Below are 12,070 nucleotides of genomic sequence, written 5' to 3' on the forward strand. Positions count from 1 at the left end.
CCGCTCCGAGGGTGCCGGGTCGCCAGCCACCACCTCGGCGTCCGCATCCGGCAGATCACGTCCAGTCATCACGCCTCCCCTCAGGGGAGCATACGGAGCCTTGCGCTCACGCGTCGAGCGACTCCACATCGACCTCGTAGGCACCCTGCACGATGAACTCCTTGCGGGGCGCCACCTCGGAGCCCATGAGCAGCTCGAAGACCTGTGAGGCCACGTCGGCGTCGTCGATCGTGATCCGGCGCAGCGTGCGGTGGCGCGGGTCCATGGTGGTCTCGGCCAGCTGGTCGGCGTCCATCTCACCGAGGCCCTTGTAGCGCTGCACCGGCTCCTTCCAGCGCACGTTCTTGCGCTTGAGGTCGGCCAGGCGGCGCTGCAGCTCGGCGTCGGAGTAGGTGTAGATGTACTTGTCCATCCCCTTCTTGGGGTTGGACAGCTCGATGCGGTGCAGCGGGGGCACGGCCGAGTAGAGCCGCCCATCACGCACGAGCTCGGGCATGTACTTGAAGAACAGCGTCGCGAGCAGGCACCGGATGTGGGAGCCGTCGGAGTCGGCGTCGGCCATCAGGATGATGCGGCCGTAGCGTGCGGCCTCGAGCTCGAACGTACGCCCCGAGCCGGCGCCGACGACCTGGATGATCGAGGCGCACTCGGCGTTCTTGAGCATGTCGCCGACCGAGGCCTTCTGGACGTTGAGGATCTTGCCGCGGATCGGCAGCAACGCCTGGAACTCGCTGCTGCGTGCCGCCTTGGCGGTGCCCATCGCCGAGTCGCCCTCGACGATGAAGAGCTCGGTGCGCTCGGTGTCGCTGCTGCGGCAGTCGAAGAGCTTGGCCGGCAGCGCGGACGACTCGAGCGCGTTCTTGCGGCGCTGGTTCTCCTTGTGCTGACGTGCCGCCAGCCGCGTCTTGGAGGCGCCGGCGACCTTCTCCATCACCAGCTTGGCCTGGGCCTTCTCCGCCCGCTTGCTGGAGGTGAGGAACGCCTTGAGCTCGCCGGCCACCACCTTGCGTACGACGCCGCGCGCCGCCGGGGTGCCGAGGATCTCCTTGGTCTGGCCCTCGAACTGCGGCTCCGCGAGCCGCACGGTCACGACCGCGGTCAGGCCCTCGAGCACGTCGTCCTTGATCACGTCGGTGTCTGCGGCCTTGAGCACCTTGGCCGCGCGCATGGCGTCGTTGAAGGTCTTGGTGAGCGCGCTCTCGAAGCCGCTGACGTGCGTGCCGCCCTTGGGCGTGGCGATCACGTTGACGAAGGACCGCACCTCGGTGTCGTAGGCGGTGTCCCAGCGCACGGCGACGTCGACGGTCAGCTCGCGCTCGACCTCCTGGGGCGTCATGTGGCCCTTGTCGTCGAGCAGCGGCACCGTCTCGGTGAAGGTGTCCATGCCCTGCAGCCGCAGGATGTCGGTGACCGGCTCGCCGTGGGAGAGGTACTCCACGAACTCCGCGATGCCGCCGTCGTGGCGGAACTTCTCCTCGGTCGGCGTCTCGCCGCGCTGGTCGCGGATGACCAGCTCCAGCCCGGGCACGATGTACGACGTCTGGCGGGCGCGGCCGAGCAGGCCCTCCATCTCGAACCGGGCGTCCTTGGTGAAGACCTGCTTGTCGGGCCAGAAGCGGATCCGGGTGCCGGTCTTCCCCTTCGCGACGCGCTTGCCCTTGCGGGTCAGGCCAGAGGCGGGCGTGAAGGGCGCGTCGGGGCCGTCGCCGTCGAACACGCCGGGCACGCCACGCTTGAACGAGAGGCCCTGCTGGCTCGGGGACCGGTCGACGTCGATGTCCATCCGCGCCGACAGCGCGTTGACCACCGACAGGCCGACGCCGTGCAGGCCGCCGGTGGCGACGTACGACCCGCCGCCGAACTTGCCCCCGGCGTGCAGCTTGGTGGCCACGACCTCGACGCCCGAGAGCCCGGTCTTGGGCTCCTTGTCGGTCGGGATGCCGCGCCCGTCGTCGTGCACCTCGACGGAGCCGTCGTCGTGCAGCGTCACCTCGACCCGGTGCGCGACGCCGGCCAGGGCCTCGTCCACGCCGTTGTCGATGATCTCCCACAGGCAGTGCATCAGGCCGCGCGTGTCGGTCGACCCGATGTACATGCCCGGGCGCTTGCGCACCGCGTCGAGGCCCTCGAGGACCAGGAGGTGTGCTGCGTTGTAGGTGTTGTCCGCCGGTGCTGCCACGAGGGAGAACCTACCCGCGACACGCCGTACGACGACGCAGGCACGCCTGCCCGTGGGACTGCTCACCCGGGTCTAGCGTGATCACATTCGCATCACGCAATCCGCGAAGTGGGGACGCGACGAACACATCACGCGTCCCATGGGTTGGGAGCAATGCAGTTGGACGAAACATTTCAGTGATTGACTGGACCCAGGTCCACCCAGTGTCGCCAGCGGGGAATCTTTGCCCCACTGGCTACGTTGGGCCAGACACCGAAGAACAAGAAATGAGGCTGACGTGACCACTGCCACCGCACCCACCCAGGCCGTCCTCACGGCCATGGACCGCTGCGACCGCTGCGGCGCCCAGGCCTACCTGCGCGTGGAGCTCCAGACCGGTGGTGAGCTGCTCTTCTGCGCCCACCACGCCCGCGAGCACGGCGAGAAGCTCCGTGAGGTCGCCGCCGCCGTCCACGACGAGACGCACAAGCTGGAGACGCCGGCCGCGCCGGCCGCCGACAGCGAGGCCTGAGCCCGACCACCCATCCGCTCCAGCGCGGCCCCGGACGACGTGTCCGGGGCCGCGCTGCGTCCGGGTGCCGTCCTCTGGGAGGCTGACGGCGTGAGCGCGACCGAGCTACTGATCGCCGTCGTCATCGCCGTCGGCATAGCGGGGATCATCGTCCCCGTGCTGCCCGGCACGATCCTCGTCCTCGGGGCGATCCTCGTGTGGGCCCTCGAGATCGGCACGTCCACCGGTTGGGTGGTGTTCGCGCTCTGCGCAGTCCTCCTCGCGGGCGGCTCGGTCGTGAAGTACCTCGTGCCCGGCCGACGGCTCAAGGCCTCCGGCGTCCCCAGCCGCACCCTCCTCGTCGGCGCCGGGCTCGCCTTCATCGGCTTCTTCGTCATCCCCGTCGTCGGCCTGTTCATCGGCTTCGTGCTGGGGGTCTACCTCGCCGAGCGCACGCGTGTGGGCGCCGCCCAGGCGTGGCCGTCCACGATGAATGCGCTCAAGGCGGTCGGCGTCTCGATCCTGATCGAGCTCGTCGCGGCCTTCCTGGCCGCGGTGACGTGGGTGGTCGGCGTGGTGGTCACCTGATGGCGGTCCTGCTCTCCCTCGTCGCCGCACTCGCCTACGGGCTCTCCGACTTCGTCGGCGGCCTCGCGTCCCGTCGCACGTCGGCATGGCCGGTCGCCTTCGTCGGCTCCGTGGCCGCCTTCGTGGGAGCCCTCGTCCTGGCACTTCTCACAGGGGGGTCTCCGACGCGGGCCGACCTCCTGTGGGGTGCCCTGGCCGGGATCGGCACCGGCTCCGGTGGCGCCTTCCTCTACCGCGGGCTCGCCGCAGGCCGGATGGGTGTGGTCGCGCCCATCTCGGCCGTGGGTGCCGCGCTGCTGCCCGTGTGCGTGGGCGTGGCGACGGGTGAGCGGCCCGAGGTCCTCGTCTGGCTGGGCATAGCAGCGGCGGTGCCGGGCATCTGGCTCGTGAGCCGCGAGCCGGGCGGCTCGGGCGACCTGGCGGCCGGCATCCTCGACGGCGTGCTTGCCGGCCTCGGCTTCGGCCTGCTGTTCGCCGCGATGGGCCAGGTCCCCGAGGGGGCGGGATTCACCCCGCTCGCGGTGGCCCAGGCCGTCGGTGTCGTGTGCGTCGCCGTCACCGCGTCCGTGCTGGGCGGTCGCTGGGTGCCGTACGACGTCTCGCAGGCGTGGGGCATCGCCGCGGGCCTGCTGGGCACGGTGGCCGTGGTCGCGTTCCTGCTGGCGACCCAGAGCGGACTGCTGACGATCGCCTCGGTCGTCACCTCGCTCTACCCCGCGATCACCGTCGCGCTGGCCGCGCTGGTGCTGCGTGAGCGGATCCACGGCTCCCAGGGCGTGGGGCTGCTGCTCTGCGGGATCGCCGTGGGGCTGGTGGCCTCGGCCTGACCCGTCAGGCGCCGAGGCCGGAGGCAATCGGCAGGCTCCACCGGTGCCGCTTGGGCACCCAGTCGACGACAGGGTGCGACCCGTCGGCCTGGTCGACCATCTTCACCGACACCCGGACCGATGTCGCGTCGTCGAGGCAGTCGCGGCTGATCAGCGCGCGGAAGACGTCCTTGCCCCACTTGGGTCGGGCGGAGTAGTCGCAGCTGACGCGGTCGTCGCTCCCCTGCCAGCCGTTCGCCCCGGTGAGGACGTAGTCGGTGCCGTCGCCGAGACCACTGCTCAGGACGTACTCGGGCCCCTTCGCGTCGGGGTCGGTGTCGACGAAGACCGAGATCCCGGCGGCGCTGGAGCGCATCAGCTCGTTGAAGCGCACCTTGACGAGAAGGTTCTTGCCGCCGTGGTTGGCCTGGAGTCCGAAGATGTCGGTCAGGGAGGCCCTCGCGTCGGCGGGGTCGTCGATGCTGTAGAACTCCGCGTGCGCAGGAGCGGCGGCGAGTCCGGCGAGGGCGAGGGCGGCGCCGGCGGTCAGAGCGATCCGAGTTCTCATGGCTCGAGTGTCGCAGCACGTCCCCCCAGCGCGTCCACCCACTTCCGGGGGTGACCAGACCGGCGGTGGCACGATGGCCGACATGACGGTGGCGGGGGTCCGGGGCGCGAGGATCCTGTGCGCCGCTGCGCTGGGGATCGCGCTGTCGGCCTGTTCGACGCCCGCGGATCCGGCGCCGACGCGGCGGGCCCCGTCGACGGATCCCTCGGTGGGGACCGGGACCTCGACCCCCACCGCGCCTCCGCGTCCACAGCGCGTGCGGATCGCGCTCGCCGGTGACGTGCACTTCGCCGGGTTCCTGGCGGACCGCTTGCGCGACCCCGCCACCGCCCTCGCCCCCGCCACCGCCGCCCTGGCCGCCGCCGACGTGGCGATCCTCAACCTCGAGACCTCCGTGGGCACGGGTGGGCGCCCCGAGCCGGGCAAGCGGTTCACGTTCTCCGCGGGTCCGGAGGCCTTCGCTGCTCTCGCCGGGGCCGGGATCGACGTCGCCACCATGGCCAACAACCACGCCCTCGACTTCGGTCGGGGTCGTCTCCCGAGCACGCTCCGCGCCGTGAGGTCGGCTGCCGCCGCCCGGCCGCGCCTGGCGGTGATCGGGATCGGGCGTGATGCGGCGCAGGCCTTCCGGCCGGCCCTCACCGACGTCGGTGGCACGGCGGTGGCCACGCTCGCGGCGTCCGTCGCCGACCAGGACCCCACCGCGGACCCGACCGGGCAGTGGGCGGCCGCGGAGGACCGGTCCGGTGTCGCCGACGCGCTGGACCCGACGCGGCTCCTCGCCGAGGTACGGCGAGCCGACCGCGCGGCGGACGTGGTCGTGGCCTACCTCCACTGGGGCGTCCAGGGACAGCGGTGCCCGAGCGCCGACCAGAAGTCCCTGGCCGCCCGTCTGGTCGACGCCGGTGCGGACGTGGTCGTCGGCACGCACGCCCACCAGCTGCAGGGCGACGGCCGTCTGGGGCCCGGTTACGTCGCCTACGGCCTGGGCAACTTCGCGTGGTACTCCCCCGGCACCGACGCGACCTCGCGCACCGGCGTCCTCACCCTCACCGTTCGGCCACCGGTGGAGCGGACCGGCCGCGCGCGCGTCGTACGGGCCTCGTGGGAGCCGATGCGCATCGGGACGGACGGCCTGGCCGCTCGTGTGGCCGGCCAGGGCGCGGCCGACTTCCGCGCGGACCGGCAGACACTGCGCTCGTGCGCGGGGCTCACCCGCTGAGACCCGCTCAGCGCGGCGCGAGCCAGGCCACGACGACGCGTCCGACCCGCGCGAGCTGGTCCCTCTGCACGACGCCCGGCAGGTCGCCCGCGGAGTGGTAGCCCGCGTAGGGGGTGGACCCCAGCCGAGCTCCCGGCAGGCCGGCCCGGACGAACGACCAGTGGTCGCTGCTGCGCTGTCCCGGGTCGGCCACGGCCGGGACGCCGAGCCGTCGCGCGGCGGCCAGCAGGCTGCGCTGCACCGGGTCGCTGTCGCCGGCCGATCCGATCGGCACGGTCTGCCCGACCCCGACCCGGTCCATCGAGACCATGCCGCGCACCGCGCCGCGCTCCTGCGGCGACATCGACGCCACGTAGCGGCGTGAGCCGTAGTGGTGGTCGTGGTCGGTCGGGCCCCGGGGCTCCTCGGCACCGAAGGCCACGAACACCACCGGCAGCCGGGTCCGGCCGGCGGAGGCGGCCTCGGCGGCGGCCAGCAGCACACCGATCCCCGAGGCGTTGTCCTCCGCGCCCGGTGCCTGCGGCACCGTGTCCAGGTGTGCCCCGACGACGAGGTGCGGCTCCGCCGGGTCGAACCCCGGGCCGGTCGCCACGACGTTCTCCGAGCGTCCCGCCGGGACGGCCACCCCCCACGACTCCCCCGCAGGTACGTCGACGCGCTGGCGTTCGACGTCATAGCCGAGCCGGTCGAAGCGCCGGGCGACCCAGTCGGCGGCCCGCGCGTGGCTCGCGCTGGTGGCCTCGCGGGCGCCGATCGCCCCGGCCAGGTGGCGTACGACCCGCATCGCGGTTGCCCCCCGGAAGGCGTCCGGCGTCACCGGGCCGACCTCCGGGACCTCGACCTCGATCGTCGGGCGCGGCTCACCGGGCGTGGAAGGTTCCGAGGCCGGTGTCGGCGACGCCCCGGGGCTGGGGTCCGCCGTCTCGGAGGAGCACGAGGTCAGGACGAGCGCGACCGCCACCGAGGCGGCGAGGCGAGGCGACACGACCATCCCTGCACCGTAGCCGTGAGCGCCACGTCGTGCGGGCGGCGACGGCCCACCTCCCGCCCCGGCACGGACCGAGGGCCCGACCGCTGCAGCGGTCGGGCCCTCGGGTGTGTCGGGGTGAGCCGGGCTAAGTCCGGTCCCGGTCCGGTCTCAGCCCAGTCTCAGTCCAGGTAGTCGCGCAGGACCTGCGAGCGGCTGGGGTGGCGCAGCTTCGACATCGTCTTCGACTCGATCTGGCGGATCCGCTCGCGGGTCACGCCGTAGACCTTGCCGATCTCGTCGAGGGTCTTGGGCTGGCCGTCGGTGAGGCCGAAGCGCATCGACACCACGCCCGCCTCCCGCTCGGAGAGCGTGTCGAGCACGGCGTGCAGCTGCTCCTGGAGCAGCGTGAACGAGACCGCGTCGGCCGGCACGATCGCCTCGGAGTCCTCGATGAGGTCACCGAACTCGGAGTCGCCGTCCTCGCCGAGGGGCGTGTGGAGCGAGATGGGCTCGCGGCCGTACTTCTGGACCTCGATGACCTTCTCCGGGGTCATGTCGAGCTCCTTGGCCAGCTCCTCCGGCGTGGGCTCGCGGCCCAGGTCCTGGAGCATCTGGCGCTGCACTCGGGCGAGCTTGTTGATGACCTCGACCATGTGGACCGGGATGCGGATGGTGCGCGCCTGGTCGGCCATGGCCCGGGTGATCGCCTGGCGGATCCACCAGGTGGCGTAGGTGGAGAACTTGTAGCCCTTGGTGTAGTCGAACTTCTCGACCGCGCGGATCAGGCCGAGGTTGCCCTCCTGGATCAGGTCGAGGAAGAGCATGCCGCGACCGGTGTAGCGCTTGGCCAGCGAGACGACGAGTCGCAGGTTGGCCTCGAGGAGGTGGTTCTTGGCGCGACGGCCGTCCTCCGAGATCCACTCGTACTCCTCGAGCATCTTCGCGCTGATCCGGCCGCCCTTGGCGAGCTTCTCCTCGGAGAAGAGACCGGCCTCGATGCGCTTGGCCAGCTCGACCTCCATCTCGGCGTTGAGGAGCGGGACCTTGCCGATCTGCTTGAGGTAGTCCTTGACCGGGTCGGCGGTGGCGCCGGCCACCATGACCTGCTGCTCGGGCTCGTCGGTCTCGTCGGCCGCGGAGACGGTGAAGGCCTGCTTCTCGTCCTCCTTGATCGTCGGGTCCGTGGCCACGGCCTTCTCGAACTCGACGTCCGGGATGTCGGGCAGGATCTTCTTGCCGTCGGCGCCGATGACGGGCGCCGCGACCGCACCGAGGTCGACGACCTCGTCGGCGGACGTGTCGGCCGCCTTCTGGGCGGTCGCCTTCTTCGCGGCCGCCTTCTTGGCCGGCGCGGCCGCCGTCTTCTTCGCGGCCGCCTTCTTGGCCGGGGCCGGAGCCTCGTCGGCGCCGGCGGCAGCCTTCTTCGCCGGAGCCTTCTTGGCCGCGGAGGAGGTAGCGGCACGCTTGCTGGTGGCGGCGACGGCACGCAGGCTGGCGGCGTCGATCTGGACGGAGATGCCGAGGCCGCTGAGGTGCACCAGGAGTGCCTTCAGGTGCTTCGGCTCCACACCGGCCTCGTCACTTGCGCGACGTACGTCCTCGGGGGACACGGTGCCGGTGGGGGTGCCTCCGGCGACCAAGGCAGCGATGGAGGGGTGCGTCAGCACCTCCGCGGGGAGCAACTTGCGTGCGTGTGAGGACACGAACACCTCTCGTCGAACGACTTCGGGGCGCGGCGAGGCCCGGTGACGTCAAGAGCCGCATGGTCATTCTGCCACGACATCCCCCACGGGCCGACACCGGTCAGTCGGCGGCCTTCGCGGCCGCCTTCTTGGCCTTCTTGAAGTCGCGCACCTTCTGCAACGTTTCGCTGTCCACGACGTCCGCGACCGAGCGGTGGCCCTCGAGCGCGTAGTCGCCCACGACGGCCTCCCAGCCCTCGGGGCGTACGCCGAGCTGCTTGGCGAGGAGCGCCACGAAGATCTGGGCCTTCTGCTTGCCGAAGCCCGGCAGCGTCATGATCCGCTTGAGCAGGTCCTTGCCGTCGGCCGCCTCGGTCCACAGGCGTGAGGCGTCACCGCCGTAGGTCTCCTCCACGATGCGCGCCAGCTCCTGGAGCCGGGCGGCCATGGAGCCCGGGAACCGGTGGATCGCCGGCGTCGTCGACGCCATCGCCGCGAACTCCTCGGGGTCCGCGGCCGCGATCGCGTCCGGGGCGAACGTGCCGAAGCGCTCGAGCACCTTGGCCGGCCCCCGGAAGGCATGCTCCATGGGGTACTGCTGGTCGAGCATCATGCCGGCCAGGAGGGCGAAGGAGGAGTCGTCGAGAACCTTGTCGGCGGCCGCGTCGCCGGTGATCTGGAAGCCCATGGGGACATCATCGCCCACGACGCCGCTCGGGTCGCGTACGACGGGGACGGACGGCGTCCGACCCGGTCCGGACTACTGGGCCTTGACCGCCAGGACCGGGCAGGGGGCGTCGAGGAGCACGCGCTGGGCGTTGCTGCCGAGGATGAGCTTGCCGACGGGCGAGCGGCGGCGCAGGCCGATGACCAGCAGCTCGGCGTTGTTGGCCTCCGCGATGCTGATCAGGTCCTCCGCGGGCTCGAAGCCCCGCACCAGCTGGCGGATGTCGTGCTCGACGCCCGCCTCGACCAGCCTCGCCTTGATGGCGGCCAGGTCGTCCTCGGCGGCGCGAGCCGCGGGTCCGTCGAACTCCTGGCCCCCGCGGTGGGAGTTCACCACGAGCAGCGTGCTGCCCCGCAGCTTCGCCTCGTTGATGCCGGCAGCCAGGGCGGCCTCGCCCTCCGGCTTGGGGACGTATCCGACGACAACGGTGCCCATGGTGTCTCCTCTCGTGGCCTCGGCGACTCGCCGCAGGTCTGTGGGCACCGTAACGGAAACGGGCGGGGTTGGGCAGCCTGTGGAGATGCGCGTCGGGCCCGGGCCGCCTGGGGCAGGCTGGCGGGGTGACGCTCCAGGCCCCCATCGACCGACACACGCACCGGGTCCTCCGCGCGGCGACGCTGGAGCTCGTCGAGGGCGAGGCGCGACACCGTTTCCCGAGCGTGCTCCACGCGGGCGAACCGGGTCGCAGCGTGTGCCACGTCGAGGACCCGCCCGTGGTCGACGCCGGTCTGCGGGCGGACGTCGCGCTGGCCATGCTCCGTCGGGCCGCGGTGCTCTCGCCGCGACCCTTCGTGTGGCTCACCCGGGCGGGTGAGCTCAGCGCGCACGACGACGACCTCAGGTGGCTCGGACCGACGGCCTGGGCCGGCGCCAGCCTCGGGTCGCCCGTCCGCCTGGTCGTGGTGACGCGACGCGGCTGGTTCGACCCGGTGAGCGACGTACGCCGCGAGTGGCGGCGGTTGCGGCGGCGCCCCACCCGCTAGGGGCGAGCGTCCCCCGGGGTCAGTCCCAGAGGTGGACGGGCTCGTTGCTGTGCATGCGCTCGCGGTAGTCGAGGAGGGTGTGGCGCAGCGCGCCGAAGCGGTCCTCGCCCCCGCGCTCGCGGACCCGCTCGACGAACCACGCGGCGCCGCTGGTCTCCCGCTGGCAGCGTTGCTCGATGATGCCGAGGTAGCGGTCGCTCTCCTCGGCGGGCACGCCCCAGGAGTCGAGGCCGGCCTTCGCCATCGGCAGCAGCCGGCGCAGCACGAGCTCGGTCGCGCGGACCTGGCCGACGCCCGGCCAGTAGACCTGGGCGTCGACGCCCAGCTGGGCGGCCACGTGGAAGTTCTCCTCGGCGGCCGAGAAGGACATCTGCGACCACAGCGGCCGCTCGCTCTCGGCGAGGAAGCGGATCAGGCCGAACCACAGCGCCGCGTTGGCGATGGTGTCGGCCACGGTGGGACCGGCGGCGAGCAGGCGGTTCTCCACGCGCAGGTGTGGCACACCGTCGGCGACGTCGTAGACCGGCCGGTTCCAGCGGTAGATGGTGCCGTTGTGGAGCCTCAGCTCGTGCAGCGCGGGGGTCCCACCCGACTCGAGGACCTCGAGCGGGTCCTCCTCGTCGGTGACGGGGAGGAGCGCCGGGAAGTAGCGGACGTTCTCCTCGAAGAGGTCGAAGACCGAGGTGATCCACCGCTCGCCGAACCAGACCCGCGGGCGGACGCCCTGCGCCTTGAGCTCCTCGCTGCGGGTGTCGGTCGCCTGCTCGAAGAGCGGGATCCGCGTCTCGCGCCACAGCTCCTTGCCCAGCAGGAACGGCGAGTTGGCCGACACGGCCACCTGGATCCCCGCGATCGCCTGGGCGGCGTTCCAGTAGTCGGCAAACTGGTCGGGCGACGTCTGGACGTGGAACTGCGTGCTCGTGCAAGCCGCCTCGGGGACGATGGAGTCCGCCGTGGTCGTGAGGCGCTCGCGACCGGAGATGCTGATCGTGATGTCCTCACCGCGGGCCGCGAGGATCTGCTCCGACAGCAGCTTGTAGCGCGGGTTGGCGCTCAGCGACTCGAGGGTCATGTGACCCTCGGCGAGGGTCGGCAGGATGCCGATCATCACCTGGTGGGCGCCGACCTGGGCCGCCTTCTCCTCGGCGTCGTTGAGCGAGCGGCGCAGGCTGTTCTCGAAGGTCGACAGGCCGCCCTCGCGCAGCTTGGCGGGCGCCAGGTTGATCTCGATGTTGAACTGGCCCAGCTCGGTCTGGAAGTCGGGGTCGGCGATGGCCTCGAGGACCTCCGCGTTCTTCAGCGCCGGGTCGCCGGCGTCGTCGATGAGGTTGAGCTCCATCTCCAGGCCGGTCATCGGGTCGTCGGTGTCGAAGCGCGCCTCGCGCAGCATCCGGGCGAAGACGTCGAGGTTGCGACGGACCTTCTCGCGGTGCCGCGTCCGGTCGGCCCGGCTGAACTCCTGTTGGTCGACCTCTTCACCCATGCCCGAGACCCTAGTCACGCGGGCAGACCGCGGGAACCATCCCGAAGGGCTGGTCTGGTGCGGTGCCTGAGTGCCCGGCCCAGGCGCCGGGCTCAGGCGGCGGGGTCGGCGCTTCCGACGACCGGTGGGCGCAGCCCCTCCCATGAGTCGGGCGAGGTCGCCGACTCCAGGAGCTGCGCGACGAGGTCGGCGAGGGAGTGGACGGGCTGCGCCTCGCGGCAGCGGTCGACGGCGCACCACGCCAGCGCCCCGTCGCCGACCAGCCACGCGGCGAAGCCCAGGACGGCGGCCGGCCCGGCGACGTGGCTCGCGGGCAGGCGGCGTACGGCGTCGGACCAGAGGTCGACGGCCCGGCGCGCGTCGCTGCGGGCG

Annotated in this window: 13 protein-coding genes; 5 read left to right on the forward strand and 8 right to left on the reverse strand. The window is 72.0% G+C overall.

All coding sequences use genetic code 11. The annotated features are described in order from the left end of the window. Positions 1-106 precede the first annotated feature (106 nt). Positions 107-2,179, reverse strand: coding sequence for a DNA topoisomerase IV subunit B (locus JWN97_RS11595; RefSeq protein ID WP_297622642.1), 2,073 nt, complete (start codon positions 2,177-2,179; stop codon positions 107-109). 319 nt (positions 2,180-2,498) lie between these two features. Between JWN97_RS11595 and JWN97_RS11600 the strand changes: the two genes are divergently transcribed. The 3 genes from JWN97_RS11600 to JWN97_RS11610 all read left to right on the forward strand — a co-directional run bounded on the left by JWN97_RS11600 (position 2,499) and on the right by JWN97_RS11610 (position 4,084). Further along, positions 2,499-2,690 (forward strand): hypothetical protein, encoded by a 192-nt coding sequence (locus JWN97_RS11600; RefSeq protein ID WP_297622663.1) that lies wholly within the window; start codon positions 2,499-2,501, stop codon positions 2,688-2,690. A 90-nt stretch (positions 2,691-2,780) separates the two neighbouring features. Continuing rightward, positions 2,781-3,257, forward strand: coding sequence for a DUF456 domain-containing protein (locus JWN97_RS11605; protein WP_297622643.1), 477 nt, complete (start codon positions 2,781-2,783; stop codon positions 3,255-3,257). Then, a complete protein-coding gene (locus JWN97_RS11610) occupies positions 3,257-4,084 on the forward strand; it encodes a DMT family transporter (protein WP_297622644.1) in 828 nt (275 codons plus the stop codon). Before JWN97_RS11605 ends, JWN97_RS11610 begins: the two co-directional genes overlap by 1 nt. A gap of 4 nt (positions 4,085-4,088) precedes the next feature. Here JWN97_RS11610 and JWN97_RS11615 read toward each other — a convergent pair whose 3' ends face one another. Then, on the reverse strand, positions 4,089-4,631 hold the full coding sequence (locus JWN97_RS11615; RefSeq protein ID WP_297622645.1) for a hypothetical protein: 543 nt from the start codon (positions 4,629-4,631) through the stop codon (positions 4,089-4,091). A gap of 208 nt (positions 4,632-4,839) precedes the next feature. Between JWN97_RS11615 and JWN97_RS11620 the strand changes: the two genes are divergently transcribed. After that, complete coding sequence (locus JWN97_RS11620) at positions 4,840-5,853, forward strand: CapA family protein (RefSeq protein ID WP_297622647.1); 1,014 nt, start codon at positions 4,840-4,842, stop codon at positions 5,851-5,853. Between the two features lie 7 nt (positions 5,854-5,860). Here JWN97_RS11620 and JWN97_RS11625 read toward each other — a convergent pair whose 3' ends face one another. The 4 genes from JWN97_RS11625 to JWN97_RS11640 form a co-directional block, all read right to left on the reverse strand. Further along, the gene (locus JWN97_RS11625) at positions 5,861-6,844 is read right to left on the reverse strand and encodes a M28 family peptidase (RefSeq protein ID WP_297622649.1); all 984 of its coding nucleotides are present in this window, start codon (positions 6,842-6,844) and stop codon (positions 5,861-5,863) included. 158 nt (positions 6,845-7,002) lie between these two features. Then, the gene (locus tag JWN97_RS11630) at positions 7,003-8,532 is read right to left on the reverse strand and encodes an RNA polymerase sigma factor (RefSeq protein ID WP_297622651.1); all 1,530 of its coding nucleotides are present in this window, start codon (positions 8,530-8,532) and stop codon (positions 7,003-7,005) included. A gap of 94 nt (positions 8,533-8,626) precedes the next feature. Next, complete coding sequence (locus JWN97_RS11635; protein WP_297622654.1) at positions 8,627-9,193, reverse strand: HhH-GPD-type base excision DNA repair protein; 567 nt, start codon at positions 9,191-9,193, stop codon at positions 8,627-8,629. 72 nt (positions 9,194-9,265) lie between these two features. Further along, entirely contained in the window at positions 9,266-9,667 is a 402-nt protein-coding gene (locus JWN97_RS11640) for a universal stress protein (RefSeq protein WP_297622656.1), read from the reverse strand. Positions 9,668-9,792: 125 nt separating this feature from the next. On the opposite strand from JWN97_RS11640, the gene JWN97_RS11645 reads away from it, so the two are divergent. Then, positions 9,793-10,215 carry a hypothetical protein gene (locus JWN97_RS11645; RefSeq protein ID WP_297622657.1) on the forward strand — a complete coding sequence of 141 codons (423 nt, stop codon included), beginning with the start codon at positions 9,793-9,795 and terminating at the stop codon, positions 10,213-10,215. 19 nt (positions 10,216-10,234) lie between these two features. Here JWN97_RS11645 and JWN97_RS11650 read toward each other — a convergent pair whose 3' ends face one another. Together JWN97_RS11650 and JWN97_RS11655 are read right to left on the reverse strand one after the other, a co-directional pair. Next, positions 10,235-11,698, reverse strand: coding sequence for a glutamate-cysteine ligase family protein (locus JWN97_RS11650; RefSeq protein WP_297622659.1), 1,464 nt, complete (start codon positions 11,696-11,698; stop codon positions 10,235-10,237). A 92-nt stretch (positions 11,699-11,790) separates the two neighbouring features. Continuing rightward, positions 11,791-12,070, reverse strand: a 280-nt coding sequence (locus JWN97_RS11655; protein ID WP_297622661.1) for a DUF4192 family protein, incomplete at its 5' end; no start/stop codon positions are given.

Source organism: Nocardioides sp. (assembly GCF_025965415.1).
In the GTDB taxonomy this organism is placed as follows: Bacteria; Actinomycetota; Actinomycetes; order Propionibacteriales; family Nocardioidaceae; genus Nocardioides.